The 19,790-nt window shown below is 59.5% G+C and carries 12 protein-coding genes; 3 read left to right on the forward strand and 9 right to left on the reverse strand.

Annotated features, from left to right (window positions below):
* Positions 1-2: 2 nt before the first annotated feature.
* The 9 genes from ACX2DJ_RS08070 to ACX2DJ_RS08110 are packed head-to-tail and all read right to left on the reverse strand — an operon-like array spanning position 3 to position 8,345.
* A complete protein-coding gene (locus ACX2DJ_RS08070; protein ID WP_462571962.1) occupies positions 3-1,394 on the reverse strand; it encodes a TadA family conjugal transfer-associated ATPase in 1,392 nt (463 codons plus the stop codon).
* Position 1,395: 1 nt separating this feature from the next.
* Positions 1,396-2,571, reverse strand: coding sequence for a CpaE/TadZ family protein (locus tag ACX2DJ_RS08075; RefSeq protein ID WP_462571963.1), 1,176 nt, complete (start codon positions 2,569-2,571; stop codon positions 1,396-1,398).
* A 17-nt stretch (positions 2,572-2,588) separates the two neighbouring features.
* Positions 2,589-3,221: a TadE/TadG family type IV pilus assembly protein gene (locus ACX2DJ_RS08080; protein ID WP_462571964.1), complete on the reverse strand. Its 633-nt coding sequence runs from the start codon at positions 3,219-3,221 to the stop codon at positions 2,589-2,591.
* Between the two features lie 2 nt (positions 3,222-3,223).
* Positions 3,224-3,742: a TadE/TadG family type IV pilus assembly protein gene (locus tag ACX2DJ_RS08085; RefSeq protein WP_462571965.1), complete on the reverse strand. Its 519-nt coding sequence runs from the start codon at positions 3,740-3,742 to the stop codon at positions 3,224-3,226.
* Positions 3,739-5,412, reverse strand: coding sequence for a TadE/TadG family type IV pilus assembly protein (locus ACX2DJ_RS08090; protein ID WP_462571966.1), 1,674 nt, complete (start codon positions 5,410-5,412; stop codon positions 3,739-3,741). The genes ACX2DJ_RS08085 and ACX2DJ_RS08090 overlap by 4 nt, the downstream gene beginning before the upstream one ends.
* A 22-nt stretch (positions 5,413-5,434) precedes the next feature.
* The gene (locus tag ACX2DJ_RS08095) at positions 5,435-5,722 is read right to left on the reverse strand and encodes a hypothetical protein (protein WP_462571967.1); all 288 of its coding nucleotides are present in this window, start codon (positions 5,720-5,722) and stop codon (positions 5,435-5,437) included.
* Complete coding sequence (locus ACX2DJ_RS08100) at positions 5,712-7,160, reverse strand: type II and III secretion system protein family protein (RefSeq protein ID WP_462571969.1); 1,449 nt, start codon at positions 7,158-7,160, stop codon at positions 5,712-5,714. The genes ACX2DJ_RS08095 and ACX2DJ_RS08100 overlap by 11 nt, the downstream gene beginning before the upstream one ends.
* Before the next feature lie 4 nt (positions 7,161-7,164).
* On the reverse strand, positions 7,165-8,106 hold the full coding sequence (gene cpaB / locus ACX2DJ_RS08105) for a Flp pilus assembly protein CpaB (protein ID WP_462571970.1): 942 nt from the start codon (positions 8,104-8,106) through the stop codon (positions 7,165-7,167).
* A 53-nt stretch (positions 8,107-8,159) separates the two neighbouring features.
* Entirely contained in the window at positions 8,160-8,345 is a 186-nt protein-coding gene (locus tag ACX2DJ_RS08110; RefSeq protein ID WP_462571972.1) for a Flp family type IVb pilin, read from the reverse strand.
* A gap of 963 nt (positions 8,346-9,308) precedes the next feature.
* Between ACX2DJ_RS08110 and ACX2DJ_RS08115 the strand changes: the two genes are divergently transcribed.
* The 3 genes from ACX2DJ_RS08115 to ACX2DJ_RS08125 all read left to right on the forward strand — a co-directional run bounded on the left by ACX2DJ_RS08115 (position 9,309) and on the right by ACX2DJ_RS08125 (position 19,768).
* Positions 9,309-17,603 (forward strand): cadherin-like domain-containing protein, encoded by an 8,295-nt coding sequence (locus ACX2DJ_RS08115; protein WP_462571973.1) that lies wholly within the window; start codon positions 9,309-9,311, stop codon positions 17,601-17,603.
* A gap of 47 nt (positions 17,604-17,650) precedes the next feature.
* On the forward strand, positions 17,651-18,352 hold the full coding sequence (locus tag ACX2DJ_RS08120; RefSeq protein WP_462571974.1) for an OmpA family protein: 702 nt from the start codon (positions 17,651-17,653) through the stop codon (positions 18,350-18,352).
* Positions 18,353-18,460: 108 nt separating this feature from the next.
* Positions 18,461-19,768 (forward strand): TolC family protein, encoded by a 1,308-nt coding sequence (locus ACX2DJ_RS08125; RefSeq protein ID WP_462571975.1) that lies wholly within the window; start codon positions 18,461-18,463, stop codon positions 19,766-19,768.
* Positions 19,769-19,790 lie beyond the last annotated feature (22 nt).

Here is a 19,790-nt window from a genome sequence, read left to right on the forward strand (position 1 = left end):
GCTCAGGTCAACTTCAGTTCCGGGCGGAACAACTCTGCTGGCAGCGTTACACCGTAGGTTTCCGCTTCGAGGAGGAATTTGGGCCGGATGCCGGTTGCTTCGAAATGGCCAATTACCTTGTTGCTTTCATCAATGCCGGTCTTTTTGAAGCGGAAGATTTCCTGCATGGTAATCGTCTCGCCTTCCATACCGGTGATTTCGGAAAGGCTGGTGACCTTGCGGCGCCCATCGCTGAGGCGCGACACTTGCAAGACAACGTTGATCGCGGAAGCAATCTGAGCCCTTACAGCGCGCTGCGGCATATCGATCCCGCTCATCAGCACCATCTGTTCAAGGCGGCTTAAAGAATCGCGCGGATTGTTGGCGTGAACCGTCGTCATGGATCCATCGTGGCCTGTGTTCATCGCCTGAAGCATGTCAAATGCTTCGCCGGCGCGAACTTCGCCCACGATGATGCGGTCAGGCCGCATGCGCAGCGCGTTCTTGACCAGGTCGCGCTGGCTAACCTCGCCGCGACCCTCGATATTGGGCGGACGTGTTTCGAGCCGGGCGACATGGATCTGTTGCAGCTGCAATTCGGCAGAATCTTCGATTGTCACAATCCGTTCGCGCTCGTCGATGAATGACGAGAGTGCGTTGAGCATGGTTGTCTTGCCCGAGCCGGTGCCACCGGAGATCAGCACGTTGCGCCGCGAACGCACGATCGCGGCAAGCACGTCGGCCATCGCCTGCGGAACCGATTCAAGATCGATCAGCTTCTTCATGCTGATCGGGATCTTCGCGAATTTACGGATCGAAAGCAGCGATCCATCGAGCGCCAGTGGGGCAATGATGGCGTTTACGCGGCTGCCATCCCTGAGGCGTGCGTCGACGAAGGGAGAGCTTTCGTCGATCCGGCGGCCCACCGCGCTGACGATCTTCTGGATGATACGCATAAGATGCTTTTCATCCTGGAAGCGGGTCGGCGCGCGCTCGAGCACGCCCGAACGTTCGACGAAGACGATTTGCGAGCCGTTGACCAGAACATCGGTAACGGTCTCATCCTTGAGTAGTGGTTCAAGCGGTCCAAGCCCGAGCAGTTCGTCCATCACCTCGTCGACCAGGTTCGAACGTTCTTCGCGGTTGAGCGGTTGGTCGAATGTCACCAACAATTCGGGAATCAATTGGGTGATTTCGGATTTGATCTGCTCTTCTGGGAGCTTGTCGAGCATGGAGAGGTTGAGCCGGTCTAGCAGGCCCTGGTGGATCGCCATGCGCAGCCGCAGCAAAGTGTCCTGCCGCTGGTCGGCCCCAGTGTTCAGCTGAATCACCGGCGCAGCGTCAGGGGCTGCGCCTTGTTGCTCAGCTTGCTGCTCTTGCTTCTCTTCCCCCGGGGGGCGTTTGATTTGCCACATATCAGTCTGCCTCCGCTATGCGGGCAGCAACGAGTTCGCTCAGGAGCATGATATCCTTGCTGAACTTGTTGCGTTTCTGGAGGGCATAGACGAGTTGGCCTTGATCCTGGGCAGCGCGCAGAAGCGCCTGCTCTTGGCAAATACAGGCCAGGATTGGATGTTTGAGCGCTTTCGCTGCATCATGAGCGCTAATGCTTTTGAACAGGCTCTTTTCAACCTGGTTCAGCACCACGCTGATCGCATCCTTTGCGATTCCCATCGAAACCAAGAAATCGAGCTGGCGCTTGGCGTGGCGCAGGCTGGGAATGGTCAGCGTGCCTACAATCAAAGAAAGATCGGCAGCGAATACGGTGGAAAGCGACCAGTTGGTGAAGCTTGCTGGAAGATCGACGATCACCACGTCATAATTGCGGCGGGCAATGGTGATGACGCGCATCAGCTGATCGAAATCGATCGATTCGATTGGAACGATGTCAGACGGCGCGGCTATCACATCGACCAGATCGTGGCCGGTCGCGGTGACGGAACGCACAAGTTCGTCATCCAGCCGTTCGGGTGTTTCGACCAGATCGGCGAGGGTCAACTTGGGGCTGCAGCCGAGATAGGAAGCAACATCCCCCGATTGCAGATCGAGGTCTATCACGCAGGCGCGATGGCCTGCGCCCAAATCATGCGCCATTTGTGCGGCCAGATGGGTGGCGATGGTGGTCGAACCAGCGCCGCCAATGCTTTTGATCATCGCAATGAAAGGGGCAAGGCGGACATTGGCCTTGTTATCCTTAAGTTCCTGTTGCGCGGTATCAACAATGGCAGTGACCAGCTCATCAAGCGTGAATGGCAGGGCAACGATGTCGCTCACACCGCGGCGCAGAAGCTGGCGCGAGGTGGCGATATCGACCTTGGCCAGGCCTGCGATTACCGGCAGGTGCGGCCATTGGCTGCGCAACAGATCGACCCGCTCAAGCGAATTGCGCGATGCCGGATCAACCTCGATCACGATGATCGATGCATTTGCCAGTTCGGCAATGGGAAGCGGGTCTTCGATGCCGCAAGTGATGGCGGTGACATGCCCGGCAAGCCCTTCGAGCGCGGCCAGCTGAGTGGACTGAGCCACAATGTGCACGCCGCCCGGGACATCGAAAGCCTGGCCCACTGCGTTTTCGGAAATATCGTTCATTTTTCCCATCATCTGTCTCAATTCGATGCCGTACCGCTGGAATCTTCAGCGGTAATTGAATAGGCGAAATCCGGCAGGTTCACGGTGCCGCCGAAAATGTTCAGGCTGGTCGGTGTATAGCTCATCCCGGTCAGCCTCACGGTTATAAGCGGAGCCATGTCTGGCCCGTTGGGGTCACCGGCAAAGCCAAGCCCTGAACCTGCATATTCGATCTGCACATTCTCGGGGGCGATCTCTGGATAGACCAGCTGCATCCGTTCTGTTAATTTATTGAATGGACCAGTGACGGTCGTGTCCTTAGTGTAGGTCGATCGCACGCAGTCTGAACCGGTGCAGCTGCAAGTGGTTCCCGCCGAAGTGCAGGTGATCACGAAATCGGCGATCGGGATGCGATCTCCCTGTCCGATGAAGGTGCTGTTGATGGTACGGCCGATGTAGCTGTCATCGGTGATTTCTTCCGCCACCGGATTGGTCACAGCGGCAAAACGAGCGCCCCATTGGGTGGCCTTTTCACCCTGGTTTAGCCGCCAGGCATAGACCCCCGCCTCGATGGTGCCGAGCACGAACAAGATCAGCAACGGAAGAACCAGCGCGAACTCGGCGGCCATGCCGCGCTCGTCGCGTATCAGGCGCAGGAGGAGGTTGCGCATCGTCATATGCCCATCACCACCGCTTGCTGTGCAGCGTTAAGCGAAGCGCTGTCGGTCAGCACGCCCAGGCCATTGAACAGTGAGTCATAGTCCACCCTCGCAGAAACAAGCACGCGCGGCGCAGGTTCGCTGGCATCGAAAATGCCTTCACGAGCTTCGGCAACATCAGGATATCCCGGGTCCCCTGGGCACAAAACATCGACAGTCACATCGGCGTCTAACCAGCTTCCTATACGCGACGAACCGCCCGTAATCTTGCCGGTGCGGGTCACATTCTTGATATTGGTTTCAAGCGTTGTGTCGATGCTGGGGCCGCTTCGGCAGTTGATGTCATCAAAGCTGTGCCGCGCAGCATAGCGCGCCCCGTCGCGCACCGCCTTCACCACCTGGTGTTGCTGATACAGATAATGCGCGCCTTCGACAGAGGTGAACAGCAGCAGCACAGAAATTGGCAGGATCAGTGCCATTTCCGCCGCTGCTGCGCCGCGCGTGCAAGAGAGGAAACGCGCCAGCATCGTCATCGCACCAGATACGGGACATCGCGGCGGACCAGCGGGCCGCTAGGGGCCCCAGTGCGCGACACATCCGTTTTGCGGATTACTTCGAAATAGATATCGGCCTTGCTGGTGCGATCGCGATCGGCCGAGGGCTGAACCAGGAACACGTCGATCCAGTCGGCGATCTGTACATCGCTGGTCTTGCCGCGCACGCCCTCTGCGGTGCAGTTGACGATCGCCACCGTCATCACGCGGCGGTCAGGCGTTTTCATGTCACCGGCATAGCCATTGTGCTGGCTGCAGATGGGTGTGGCCTGTTTCAGCTCGGTGGCGCCGGTGGCCCCAACTGGATGGGGATCAAGGATAACCACCCCGTCGACCAGGTCGCCTTCGCGCTTCACTTCCCACTCATAAACTTCGTAGCGGGTGGGTGTGCTGGTGGTTAGCGCATCGGTGCCATGAGTAAGATTGTATTCCCAATCTACCTGAGTCCAGCTCGTGCCGATTGCTTCACCATTGCGACCGGTAGAGGTACGAACGTAGTGGCTGCGGAAATAGGCATCGCGGTCCCAGATACCGTCGCCAAAGCGGCCGCCGGTGCAGGTGCCGCCGGCGCTCACCGCATGGCAGATATCGCGCGGGTGGCCCATGGAATATGGCGTGGTGGTGGAGGGAAGCGGTGCAACACTCGATGGCAGGTACTTTGTGGCCGCGGATTCCTTCCAGCCCTTGCTATTGATCGAGCAGGCATTGGTGCTGGAGGCGGGGGTATCCTCGGCCGCGCGGATCAGATCCTTGCGCGCATTGAAGGCCGAGGGGCATTGTCCGCCGGACGGACAGGTCGAGTTGTTCTGATAGATGTCAAAGCGAGTGTTGATCGAATCGATCGCGCCCGCTTTCAGGCCGGGCTCGGTATCAGGCGCGATGGTTTCATTGCCCTCGATCGTGATGCAATCGTCGAGCGAGGTCAGCCAGCCGAGCCCTTCGGCAACCGCGCTTGCACCGGCTCCGAGGTCAAGAAAGCCGAAATTGCCCGGTTCCCAGTAGCTTGGCCCCGAACCGGTCGGCCCGGCGACCACGCGCACGCCTGTGCCGCGCCGCGTTGCGATATCGAAGGTCGAATTCGGATTGCCAGTCGAACCGCGATCGGTTTCGTCAGGGTTGCAGATCATCAGCGGCGGAATGCGGCACAAAGAGGAACCCATCCCAGCCACTGCGGAGGCAATGAGGTCGCCCGCAATGGCGCCTACCACCGGTGTAAAGGCGTATTCTGCAGCGCGTTCTTCGACAGTAACCTGTACGAAACCGGCCTCTGCAAAACGGGTTACATCGGTGAAGCTATTTGTGCCGGCCTCTGCGTCTGCACGGCTGGCGTAGAATACAATATCGGCATCGGGCACATCTATGTCGGTGCCGGTGCCATCATTGGAGAACAGCGTAGTGTTGGAAACCAGCCCGCCCTGGATCGCGGCAATCGCGCGCTCCATCGATCCGCTGGTCCGATCCAGCTGTGAAGCGCCAGCCAGTGCGGCCTGATCAGCCGCATTCTGAAGTTCTGTATCCATACCCACCAGGCGAGTATAGTCATAGGCAAGCCCGATAATGGCGACCAGCGGGATCAGCGCGATGGCATAGATTGCTGCCACCGCACCATCGGCGTTTCCGACGAATCGTTTAAGCTGATCCCTTTTCATCGCGTGACATGTCCTTGCTTGCCTAGCTGCCGCTGCTCGTGCCTTCAGTGGTATCTATCCGTTCCGGTCGCTTGACCGCATCGTTGCGATAACGCTCGATCGCCTTGGCCGCGTGCTCCGCGCTGGTGGGCGGGATCGGCGTGTCATATTGCGGATCAGGGTTGACCACCATCGCGGCATAGGTGGCGCGATTGGCCTCGCCAAAGCCGGGATCCTGATAACCAAACAATTCCTTGTCGGCCACGCTGGTGCAGCCGCCAAGCGCGGTCGCCGCTGCGAGGAGCGCAATCGTGTGCTTCTTAAAGTTCATAATCGCTCTCCTCGCCTGTTGGTGCGCCTTCACCGTCAACATTGGGCTCAAGTTCCTTGGGCCGGTACATGGTGCCGTTGAGCAGTACGTCGGCCTGAACCGGATCGGCCACGCGGTCTGTTGGCAGGCGAACCTGATCTGGCCGGATGGGCTGCACCAATCGCGGTGTGACCACGATCAGCAACTCTGTTTCGCCCTTGCGGAAGCTCGACGAACGGAACAGTGAGCCGATGATCGGCAACGAGCCGAGCAGCGGAACCTGGTCAACCGTGGTTTCGAAGTCCTGCTGGATCAACCCGGCAATCGCAAAGCTTTCGCCATCGCGCAGTTCCAGCACGGTGCTGGCGCGGCGGGTCGAAAGGCCGGGAATGGTGAGTCCGCCGACAGTGATCGAAGCGCTGGGGTCGATCGAGCTTACTTCGGGTTCGACCAACAGGTTGATGGTGTTGTCGGAAAGCACGGTAGGGGTGAAGCCCAGGCTAACGCCGAAGGGCTTGAACTCAACCGTGATTGCGGTCCCGCCCCCGTTGTTCTGTCCCCCGCTACCCTGAGTTACCGGTATCGGGAATTCGCCGCCAGCCAGGAACGAGGCGCGCTCACCAGAAAGAGCGATCAGAGTCGGTTCGGCCAATGTTTTCGACATGCCTTTTGCTTCAAGCGTGTCGAGCGCGACATCGATATCGAGGCCCAGCACATCGCCAAAGCTGCGTGTCAGCACGCCAAAGGATTGCGTCACCGCCGATACGCCCAGCACGCCAACGCCGTTCTCATCAGGAGTCAGGCTGGCACCCGATCCGATCGCGCCGTTGAAGCGACCGCCGCTTGAGCTGAACAGCGATCGAACGCCCAGATCCTTGCCCACGCTGCGGTTGACCTCGGCAAAGCGTACTTCCAGCATCACCTGCTGGCTGCCGCCCAGCGCCATCAGATTGACAACATTGTTGCCGGCATAGGCGCGGGCCAGCTGCACCGCGCGGTCTGCCGCGCCAGCACTGCTGACCGTGCCCGAAAGCACGATTGACTGGTTGGAAATGCGCGCCTCGATCCGCTCGTCAGGCATCAGCTGTAAAACTTGTTCGCGTAGGCCGATCACGTCCGGGCCAACCGCCACATCCATCACCGCGAGCACATTGTTCGAGCGGTCATACAGAGTGAGGCTGGTGGTCCCAAGTTCCTTGCCCAGCACATAGACCGAACGATCGGAGATCGGGAAAATGTCAGCGATCGCGTCATTGCCGATCATCGCGCGGGCGATCGGCCGGTCAGCGGTAATCACCTGGCTCTTGTTCACCGGCACTTCGATCGAGCCGGCATGGATGGACTGCTGGCCGTCCTGCGCGGCAAGGGGCTGAATCGTGCCGGAAATGGCCCCGCCTGACAGCCCTATCAGCGCGGCAGCACCGATCAGCTTTATGCGCGTCTTGAGGTTCGTACGCATGGTTTCAATTCCCCCCTTTGCGCTTGACATCATACGTAGTCGGCTCAACCCCGCGGACGATCAACATTGTCGGGCCGCGCGGGCGGAGCACCACGGGTGCCCTGCCGCCAGACGAGGCCGGCAGCACCGCCGGAGCCGGGCTGGTTTCACGGGCCGCGATATAAAGCCCCGCACCGCCCAGATCAGAGGTGGTAACCACCCGCGTGCCGCCAACATCCTGATTCTCGACATTGCGCAGAGCCAGGCTGAGCGCGCCAACTTGGCGCGCCAGTGTAAGTTTCTGCGCGCCGATGATATCGGTTTGCACGGTTGCGGTCTGGCCCACTTTGGGTTCGGTTTCGCTTTCGCTTGCAATCTGATCGATCGCCAGCACCTGCACGTTTTCCAGCACCACATGGGTCATCTGGTCAGAAGGGGATGCCCCATCGCCCGGGATCTGCCGCGTCAACAGCACATCCACAACGTCGCCCGCGCGCACGAAACCAGCCACGCCAGTAACCTGGTTGACCGGGATCGTAACCGCCCGCAATTCTTCGGGCAGGATCGCTGACAGCGTGGCGCGGCCACCTTCGCCGCTGACCTTGCTGGCAAGAACAGGTTCGCCGATGGTGATCGGGTGCAGCGCCACTCGGCCGCCGCGGGTCGCTTCATCCACGGTAACAAAGGCGCCTTGCGGCACCGAATTGGCAGGCCAATTGGCCAGCCGCAAATTGGTGGTGGTCAATTGCGTGCCGAACTGGAAGTCCTGCGTGGCAACGACGATGCGCGCCATGCGGTTTTCCTCCGCCTCGCGCGCCTGGCGTTGGTCAACGCCGGAGAAATACGAATTTGCCAGATATACCGCGACCAGGCCGAGTAATACGGCCAGCCCGATAATAAGAAGATTTCGGCCCCTCATATTAACCCCCACTGCTGCCAGAAACCGGATGAATTTCCCGCGGCCCATCAAGAACCGCGGGAAATCTTACGCGAAAATTGCGATCTCAGCTAAGCTGATTATTAGCATTCGTTCGTCGGATCGGTCGAAGCGATGCAGTCAGCGGTTTCGTTCATTTCGTCGCCGATCGCAGTGCCAAGGTTGACGGCGCCAAGCACGATTGCCGCGCCGACAATGGCCAGGATCAGAGCATATTCGGCCGCCGAGGCGCCGGATTCGTCACGAAGGAAAGTTTTGATGAAAGTCATGTCAATTACCCCATAAATGGCACCGCATCCGGAGAGGATTTGTGGTGCTGTCCAGTTCAAGGTTTCCGGCTTCTATTTCCGGATGAACCTGCCCCGAGGGGGGTAATGCGTTGGAACCGGCGCGACCCGTTTATGTTTTCCCGGCTTCGCGCCGGATCTTCGCGCTTGGTTCCCCTCGGAACTGTTTTAAATCTTCATAGGTTAACCCGCCAGGGTCAACATTATAGAGTTTGCTTTGAACTATCTCCGAAAAACAAATACTTAAGCCACCAGTCCGCTAACAAACTCGGTTAACACGTGGCTTGATTGACGCACATTGTATTCGAATCATTTCGCCTTGTCGCCCCAATTCGCACCAATCGTGTTGATTCTCAAAGCTATAGAGATTCGCAAGTAGTTGTCGGCACGCCCATAACACGGGCAGGACACGGGCAGGGCGGGCCAATCACACTGCCACCGCGATTGCTCTGCGGCGTGCGATATATATGGCGCACATTCGGGGCACAGCTGAAACGCATCGGGGGTGTGCATCCGGCGCAGCCCCTATCCCGGCCTATATATATAAGGCGGCGCCTGGCGCCCCGGTTCCGGCCCGAAATCGCCGGAGGGGCAGGCGCATTTCAGCCCGGGCTATTCAGCTTTTACCAAGCGCATGTGCCAGATTGGGACGGGCGCAAGCCCCGGTGCCCGCAATATGGTTTTTCAGTAGGTTGCGAGGGCCGCAAACAATGCGGAATATGGTTACCAGCCTTGCAACCAAATCGATTCACTGTCTTTCTGTTAGCTAATAAAAGGCCCCCGTTTCCGAGTCGTTCGGAATAAAGAGGGGGCAAAGCAACGGGCCGCAAGATCGAATTCTCCGGGTTCCGGGGTGATTGGAAACAGCAATTGCGGCTGCACATCCCAATTTTCGATCTTGCCAGCTGAACCGGATGGTCCGGTTCACCTAAGAGGGGTCTTACAATGGTTGATTTTGACGGTGGCAAGCGCGGTGGTTTCGAACGTGAGGAGAGCTTCAACGATGCTCTGCTGAACGGCTCGAACGAGTATCAGGAATCGCCCGCAAACATCTCTGCCGGAAGCCGAATTATGGTTGCCGATGCCAATGGCGTTGTGACCCTTCCGGCTGGAACCACGCTTGACGATTTCGTCGTCCAGGGCCGCGATCTGGTGATCAAGCTGGCCGATGGATCGACCATTCTGATCCCCGATGGCGCGATCAATACGCCGCAGATCGTGATCGATGGCACTGCGATCTCGCCGATGGCGGTTTCGGCTGCCCTCAACGGCCTGCCGATGTCGCCTGACGATGAAGGCTTCAACCCCGATGCGCTGCCAAACCCGCCGTCCAGCTCGGGCGGAAGTTTCGACGATGGCGACCTGTTCCTGCAGGACGCCTTCGATCTTGGTAACCTTCTTCCCTATACCGAACTGGCCTTCGAGCCGCAGCCGGAAGAGGAAATCATTCCCGATCTGGTGGACGAAGATCCCGACATCGTCATTATCACACCCGACAACCCTGTCGGTGTAGAGAACGCCATCGCCACGGTTGACGAGGACGGGCTGCCCGTGCGCGGCGACGAGCCTGCGGGAACGCGCGATGAAACCACTTCGGAAACCACCAGCGGCACGATCGTATTCCAGAGCCCTGACGGGCTTTCGGCGATCCTGATCAACGGGGTTGAAATCACCACGATCGGGCAGGAGTTCGTCTCGCCGTTCGGCACGCTGACCATCACCAGCATCAATCTCGACACCGGCGTGGTTGGCTTCAGCTATACGCTGGCCGACAACACACTGGGCATCGACGAGGACGGGTTCTTCGTCGCCACCGTGCGCGATACCGACGGAGATGAGGCGAGTGCATCGCTCACCATCATCGTGGTCGACGATTCGCCGATTGCGGCGGATGACATCGGCATTGTCGCTGGCGGCACTTTCGGCCCGATCGAGGGAAATGTTCTCGACAACGACGAATCGGGCGCCGACGATTATCCCGCTGGCGAGGGCGGCGTTGAAGCCGTCACCGGCTTCAGCAACGAGGGCGGTTCGGCCGAGCCGGGCGATTCGCTTCAGGGCGAATACGGCGTGCTTACGCTCAACGCTGATGGCAGCTATAGCTATACCCGCGATTACAATACGCCTGGCGATGTCAGCGACGTGTTCACCTATACGATCATCGATCAGGATGGCAGCACCGACACCGCGACACTGACAATCAACATCGCTGACGCTCCGAATACGATCGAGATTCCCGACATCGGCGAAGGCACGATTGTGGACGAGGGCGGCCTGGCGCCGCGCGACGGCGAGCCTGTGGGCACCGGCGAGGGCGCCGACGGCATTCCGGACAACAACTCGGACACGAGCGAAGGCACCGGCTCGACCATCACCTTCAATTCGCCTGACGGCCTCGGCAGCATCACCATCGGCGGCGTCGAGGTGAACCTCGACAATCTTGCCGGCAATGACGCCGACGACCAGGTGATCATCGATGATGCGACCGGCACGCTGGTGATCACTGCGGTCACTTATGATCCGGTGACCGGCGACGGCTCGATCACCTATGAATACACGCTGGGTGACAACACCTCGGGCGACGACACTTCGGTTTCGTTCGAAGTGGTGGTGACCGATCTCGACGGTGATGTTGCTTCGGACGATCTCGTGATCGCCATCCTCGATGACGAGCCTGAAGCATTCGACGATTCTGCCACGCAGGATTCGGAGAACGCTCCCGTCACGGTCGATGTGTTTGCCAACGATATCGAAGGCGCTGACGGCGTCGCGCTCGATACCATTGCGCTGGTTGAGGGAACGCTCACCGGAGCCGGCGAACTCGTCAACAATGGCGACGGCACTTTCACCTACACGCCCGCCGCGGGCGAAGAAGGAACGGTGACGTTCGATTATTCGATCACCGATGGCGACGGGGACAGCTCGGCCGCCACGGTAACGATCGATCTGCTCGACGATTCGACGCCCCAAATCAGCACCGAGGGTGGTGATGTGGTCAACGAATCCGGCCTCGACGGGCCGCCCGCTTCAACCTTCGAAGGTTCGAACAGCGGTGCGGACAGCGAAGTCACCACCGGCGTGATCAACATCAGCACCGGCGGCGATACCGTGGCATCGCTGGTCATCAACGGGGTTGATGTGACGGGCGGCGGCACGGTGGCGGGTGCTTATGGCACGCTGACCGTGTCGTTCGACGGCACCGATTACAGCTACAGCTATGAACTCGGCGACAACATCACCGATGTCGATCTGGTGGACGAGGTCGACAGCTTCAGCCTGACCGTCACCGACAGCGATGGCGATGAAGCCAGCACTACGCTCGACATTACGGTGATCGATGATTTGCCAGATGCGCAGGACGATACTTTCAACCAGCAGGCGGAAAATGCGCCCGTAGTGGGCGATGTCTCGACCAATGATGTCGAAGGCGCGGACGGCGCAGCGAGTTTTGCCGAGAATGGCGATCTGAGCGGCACTGGCACGCTGGACTTCAACTCCGACGGCAGCTTCACCTACACGCCCGGAGTGGGCGAGCAGGGCACTGTGACATTCACGTACACGGTGACCGATGGTGACGGTGATCCTTCGACCGCGACGGTGACGATCAATCTGCTCGAGGACTCGGTTCCTGCGCCGAACAATGCGGTTGCGGCGGTCGATGACGACGGCCTGGCAGGCGCCAATTCGGGCGCGGATGCTGCGACGGATCTTGATACGGATGTGGGCGATAGCGGCGCTGGCCTAGGCGACGAGAGCGTGTTCGTGGGCACCTTCACGGCTGACTTCGGCGCGGACGGGCCTGGCACATTCACGCTTGCGGGCATGGACGCGACAAGCGGCACGGTCGGCACCGAGAATGTCGATTACAGCTGGGATGCTGGCACCAACACGCTAACCGCGACGATCAACGGCGGCGACCGCGACGGGACCGATCTGTTCACGGTTGCAGTGAACCCGACCTCGGGCCAGTACACGGTGACGCTGCTGACCAACGTCCTGCACACCGACGACGGTACCGATACCGAGAACAATGCGAGCGCGGTTCTGACCCTCACCGCAATCGACAGCGAGGGCGACGAGGCGGATGCCACGCTTACGATCACCTTCGACGATGACGTGCCGAGCGCGGCGGATGACACCTACAATCAGGGCGATCAGGGCGGCGAGAACACCGCGGTCACCGGCGATGTGTCGGACAACGATGCAGAGGGTGCGGACAGCCCGGCGAGCTATGCCTACAACAACGACCACAACGGTACCGGCACGCTCGATTTCAACTCCGACGGCAGCTTCACCTACACACCCGCTGACGGCGAAGAAGGCACGGTTACTTTCAGCTATACGCTGACCGATGCCGATGGTGACGAGAGCACCGCCTCGGTCACGATCAACCTTGAGGACGACTCCACCCCGGCGCCGAACAATGCAGTGGCGGCAGTCGATGACGACGCGCTTGGCGGCGCTAATTCAGGTGCCGATGCAGCGACCGATCTTGACGCAGACGTGGGCGACAGCGGTGCTGGCCTGGGCGACGAGAGCGTGTTTGTCGGTACCTTCACGGCCGACTTCGGCAATGACGGGCCCGGCAGTTTCACGCTTGCGGGCATGGACGCGACAAGCGGCACGGTCGGCACCGAAAGCGTCGACTACAGCTGGGATGCGGGTTCCAACACGCTAACCGCGACGATCAGCAGCGGCAGCCGCACTGGCACCGATCTGTTCACGGTTGCAGTGAACCCGACCTCGGGCCAGTACACGGTGACGCTGCTGACCAACGTCCTGCACACCGACGACGGCACCGATACCGAGAACAATGCGAGCGCGGTTCTGACCTTCACCGCAATCGACAGCGATGACAACGATGCTGTCGACGGTTCACTGACGATCACCTTCGACGACGATGTACCTACCGCCAATAACGACGGTTCGCCCGGCGCGCCGATCGCGATTGCGGAAGACACTCCGACGCCGATCGATGTATTTGCCAATGACGTGGAAGGCGCGGACGGGGTTGCCTTTGGCGACATAGCGCTGGAAACCGATGCGACCAACGGCACGGCAGTTTATAACGGTGATGGCACGTTCACCTACACTCCCGATGCGGGATATGCGGGGCCTGACAGCTTCACCTACACGATCACCGATGGCGACGGGGACACCTCGACCGCGACGGTTTACGTCAATGTAGGCGCGGATTCGGCTCCGGAATTCAACGCGGGCAATGCCGTGGTTGACGAGGACGGCCTTCCTGGCGCCAATGTTGACAGCAATCCGCTGCAGGTGAGCCCGGCCGAGACCGACTCGACCGAGGACAACACCGATACGGTGAACTTCACGGTCGATTTCGGCAACGACACTCCGCTCGATGTGGATGCGGCGGTTGCGTTCATCAATCCGGACAGCCTTGACGGCCAGCTCAGCTCTGATGGGCAGCCTGTTGACTTCGCGCTCGATGGAAACGGCGATCTGGTCGGCACCGTCGATGGCGGCGCGACCGAAGTAATCCGGATTTCGCTCAATGCGGGAACGGACCAGCTCGATGGCACGGTCGATTACAGCTACACGGTGACGCTGTCGCAGCCGCTCGACCATGCCGATGACGAGAGCGAAAACACCGCGCTGCTGACCGGCGTCACCATCGAGGTGACCGACAGCGACGGCACGCAGTCGCCCGACACATTTACGGTGACGATCGTCGACGATGTTCCCACTGCCAACAATGATACCGACAGCACCGCAGAGGGTGGCTTCACGGCCGGCAATGTGGTGCTTGGCACCGGCAGCCCTGACGGCACGGCCGGAGCCGATGTGAGCGGAGCGGATGGCTTTGGCACTCCGACTGTAATTGGCATCACCAGCGTAAACCAGGGAACTTCGGACAGCACGGCTGACGATGGCTTGGGCAATTTCGTGCTGGCGGGCGAATACGGCACGCTGACGCTGAACCAGAACGGCAACTACGTTTACCAGTCGAACCCTGATTCGGTCCTGCCTCCGGGCGAAACCGATGTGTTCACCTATACCATCGTCGATGCCGACGGGGACACTTCGACGGCGACGCTGACGATCACCATTCTCGATGTTTCGCGGCAGCCCGACAACCAGACCAAGACGGTGTTCGAAGCCGCGCTTGACCTGAATCAGGATGACCGGACCGGCACGCTCAACGATGACCTGGCAGCGGGCAATGTGGAAGGCAGCCAGCCAGGGCTTGATACCGAGACAGTGTCGGGTCAGCTCAACGTGGTTGGCGCAACCAGCTACACGCTGATCAGCTTCACTGACAATTATGGTGAATTCCAGCTCAATGCCGACGGCAGCTACACCTACACGCTGACCGATCCGGTGCTGAGCCCGACCGGCAACAACTCGACCAACACCTTCACCGGTGTCGAAACGATCGTCTACCTGGCCACGGATGCCAACGGCAACACGGTGCAGGGCACGATCACGATCGACGTGGTTGACGATGTGCCAACGGCAAACGATGACACGTTCAACCAGGTAAGCGAGAATGCGGACGTGGTTGGCGATGTGAAACTCGACAACGGCAATGGCGCCGATGTCGAGGGTGCCGATGGCGCGGCGAGCTATGTTTATAACGACGACATTGACGGCACGGGCAACCTTGTCTTCAACGCTGACGGAACCTTCACCTACACGCCGGCTGACGGCGAAGAAGGTACGGTTACTTTCAGCTATACGCTGACCGATGGCGACGGTGACGAGAGCACCGCTACCGTCACGATCAACCTTCAGAATGACAGCACGCCATCGGCGGGCACGGTCACCGCGCGCCTTGATGACGACGGATTGCCCGGCGGCAACGATCCGAACAATGCGGGCGACGATCTCGACGCCAATACCGACGGCAACAATAACGACATCGTTTTCGTCGGAACGTTGACCGGAAGTGTGGGCAATGACGGCCCCGCCACTTTCAGCTTCGCGGGCATGGACGGCGAGACCGGCACTGCCGGAACGGAAACGGTGACCTATAGCTGGGATGCACTCACCGACACCTTGACCGCGACGGTCACGGGCGGCGATCGCGATGGCACCGATCTGTTCACGGTCGAGATCACCGATGTAAACACCGGTGCCTACACCGTCACGCTGCTGACCAACTTCCTGCACGACGGCGGGGATGACGGCGAGCCGCTGGACGGGGTGGATTCGCTTAACCTCACCTACACGGTGAGCGACAGCGATACGCCAGCTGATACGACCAATGGCACGCTGACGATCCAGTTCGGTGACGATGCGCCGCTGGCCTTCACGCCGGATAGTGTGATTATCCAGGATGGCCCGACCGACAGCTTCGTGGTCGGCGATCTCAACCTATCGATCGGCGCGGATACGCCGGCACAGATGAGCTTCGACGCGGCGATCGATGGCACTCCGGCACTCGACGATCAAGGCCGTCCGATCTCGGTCGGGAACGATCCACTGACGCTCTACATCGATCCCAACACGGGCAATCTGGTGGCGACAACTGGCACGGCCTGGAATGACGGAACGGTGGGTTTCACCATCGAACTCGATCCATCGGGAACGGGCACCTACACCTTCACCATTCTGGAAGATCTTTCGAACGGGACGACGACGACCTTCTCCAATCTGTCCTCGACTTCGGCGGGCAACGTCAATTTCAAGGGTATCGGGGCGGATGACCCGGCGACTGAAGTTGATGTGCTCCTTTCGGGTACCGTCAATGGGGCGCAGAGCACGATCAATACCGACTCTGACTCGATCGGTGTTGCCAACCAGTCGATGGATTCGGCTGACAACGAATTCCTGCGGATCGACTTCGTTACGAACCTCACCTCGGGCGGGGCCGGACCGACGGGCTTCGACTATACCGGTCGTGCCACGACGCAGAGCTTCGAACAGGACATCCCGCAGGTGCAGGGCAACCAAGCACAAGTGGTTTCGATCACCGTCTATGCAGTCAACAGCACGGCAGGGGACAATGTTGTTCCTGATACCGATCCGTCCAACGGCCTTCTAAACGGGGATACGATTGAGGAAATCACCGCAGTTTCTGTCACCGATTGGCAGTCCGGCAATACCACTTCGCTCGACATTTCCGGCTTGGCAGACGGCAGCACGACTGTGGTTGGATTCGGAGTGAGTGTCACCAAGAATGCCGACGGTACGGTGACCTTCGCGGGCCTTCAGGAAGGCGACAGCTACTCGATCGAAACCGCGACCGATTTCACTGCGGTGATTGTGGAGGCTGTTTCGGGCTCGTTCGACCTCGGCATCTTCTCGATTGGCAGCTTCAATGCCGGCGAGGACATCGTGCAAAACTTCGATGTCACCGTTACCGACGAGGATGGTGACACCGAGCAAGCCACGATCACCGTCACGGTCGACCAGGACGGCAGCAGCCTTCCTGTCACCCCCGTCGTGCTTGATCTCGATGGCGGCGGCAACGAGTTCACCAGTCTCAGCGGCGGCCTTGCCTATGATTACAATGGCGACGGTGTGAAGACGCAGACCGCATGGATTGCCGCGGGCAGCGCGATCCTGGCTTATGATCTGAACGGTGACAATATCGTAACCGATGCCTCCGAATTCGTGTTCGGCGGCAACGGGATGACGGACCTTGAAGCCATTGCTGCAAAGTATGACGACAATGGCGACGGCAAACTCGACGCAAACGACGCCGCATATGGTAAATTTGGGGTTTGGATCGACGCCGACCTCGATGCTGTTTCCGATGCGGGCGAATTTGTCAGCCTCGCCGATGCCGGGATCAGCTCGATCCAGCTGGTGTCAAATGGCATCCCCACGATCGAGGCTGATGGCGATGTCACCGTTTACGGTACGGCCAGCTTTACCATGGAAGATGGCAGCACAGGTGCAGTATCTGATGCGGCCTTTGCCACCGGCAGCGATGTCGACCCGGCGATGATGGAGGCGCTGCTGGCGCTGCAATCTTCACCGGAACCTGCAGATGCCAACCTGGCCGATGCGACAGGCATGGATCAATCGGAAGAGGCGCCCAAACTGGCCGCCATCGTCGATGATATCATGGCTGAGAACGCAATCGACACCATGCTTGACCATCTTGCAGGAAAAGACGCGGATTTCGTTGGAATCTCTGAAGAAGGCGGCTATCTTGATGATGGTGCCTTGGCCCAGATGATTGAAACGGGCGCGTTTGCCTTCGCCGGCAATATGGTGGCTGACTTGCACGAAGATGCAGCAGCTCTCGCGACAATACACGCTTGATTTAGAATCCTTTGACCAGGGGGAATGATATGCGGTTGACCAGAATTATGGCGACAGGTGCGTCGCTGGTGGTGGCACTTGCTACGCACCAGGCCGCGCTGGCCCAAAGCAGCGATTTCGATCGGCTGATGGGCATGGACGTCAGTAGCCTTCGCGGCGAGATCCAGATGCGTTTTGACGCGGCGCTGGCGCTCTCCAAGGATCCGGCGATCATCAATGCCGATAATCCGCGCCATGTGTGGGCGAATGAGGCCAAGGCCCAATGCGGCATCGCACTGGGCTATCTCAAATCGCGCACGAAGGATCCGGTGTCGGTCGGTAAATGCCTCAATGCATACGAGTTGATGCAGGAAATTCCCGCACCGCCGCCACCGCCTCTGCCGCCACCACCACCGCCGCCACCGCCGCAGTGCGACAATCCGGCGCTGGTTTTCTTCGAGTGGGACAACCCGGTTCCGCCCGCAACCGAAGCGCAGCAGGTGGTGGATTTCATCGCCGAGTTCTATCAGGTCTGCAAATGGAACAACCTGACCGTGGTCGGCCACGCCGACAAGTCTGGCTCGAATTCCTACAACATGCGCCTTTCGCAAGAGCGCGCAAACAATGTTGCCAACATGCTGCGCCCTGCCGTTTCCGGCACCACCGTGACGGTGGAATACAAAGGCGAGGAAGAGCCGCGAGTTCCGACTGAAGACGGTGTCCGCGAGCTGCAGAACCGCCGGGTCGAAATCCAGGTGCCATCCAATTAAGGGAGGGGTGAGATGAAGAAAACAACTATAACGAGCTTCGCCGCCGCTGTCCTGCTGGCCACGACATCACCGGCGGCCATGGCGCAATCGACCGGCGATGTGGTTTCGATGCAGGAAGCGATCGAGACGGCAATGCTGTCTAATCCAGAGATTATGCAGGCGCAGTATAATACTGAAGCGATCCAGATGGAGCGCGAGCAGGCGCAATCACTGTATTATCCGCGCGTCGACCTGGAAGTTTCTGCGGGCGTTCGCCGGCTGGAAAACAGCACTCGCCGCAATCTGGGCATTGCCGATAACGAGCTTTATCCGGTTGAAGGCCAGGTGACGGCCGATTGGACCCTGATCGATTTCGGCCGCCGCCGCGGCGAATTGTTGCGCCAGGCAGCGCGCGTTGATGGTGCATCGCTGCGTGTTATCGAGCGTTCGGAATTCATCGCGCTTCAGGTTGCCCGCCAGTATCTCGACGTGCTGTTGCAACAGCGCGTTGTTGCAGCAGCAGCCGATAACCGGATGTTCCACGAGAACCTGGTCAGCGATCTGACACAAGGTGTTGAGCAGGAATCGATCTCGGTTGCTGACCTGCAGCAGGCTGAAGAACGGCATCAGTCCGCCATCGTTCAGGAAGAAGAGGCGAAGCAGGCACTCGAAACAGCGCAGAATTCGCTTCGCCGGCTGACCGGCCTGAATATTTACCAGGCCAGTCTACCGCCGGATCTTGGCACGGCTTTGCCGGCCTCGCGCGATATGGCGATCGGCATGGCTCGCACAGACAATCCGCTGGTCCGCGAAGCCCAGGCAGATGTTGATGCTGCGCATGGGCTTGTGATGAACGCCAAGGGCGATTTCAATCCTACGATTGGCGTCGATGTGCGTGGCCGTGTTGGCGAAGACATTGATGGCTTTTCTGGCGAAACCAACGATGTGCAGGCACGTGTCTACTTGCGGTGGAACGTCTTTAACGGCGGTTTGACCCAGGCAAAATATCAGGAAATGGTGCATCGCGCGTCGCAGGCACGCTATCGCATGCATGAAATGATCCGCCAGGCCGAAGAAGATGCGGCCAATTCCTGGACCGCGATGGAAGCCCAGAAAAACATCGGTCAGGCTTTGACACGCCAGGCTGAAGTCAATGATGACCTGCTGCTGAGCTATCGTAGCCAGTTCAATGTGGGGCGGCGCTCGCTGCTTGACGTGCTGGACGCGCAGAACACGCGTTTCAACACCATTGTTCGGCTGGAAACTTCACGTTTTTCTCAGCTTTTTGCGCAATATCAAATACTGGCAGCTACCAACCGTTTCCTGACCTCTCTTGAAGTGGCTCCGGGTGCGGGTGCAGGCGAGAACGAGCGTGAGCGGTTTGACTATGGTCCTCCGAAGGATGCTGAGACCGACTATCGCCGTTACGCCAACTGAGTCTGGTTGAAACAAATGCGAG

It is taken from the genome of Altererythrobacter chaiwopuensis, from assembly GCF_054957755.1.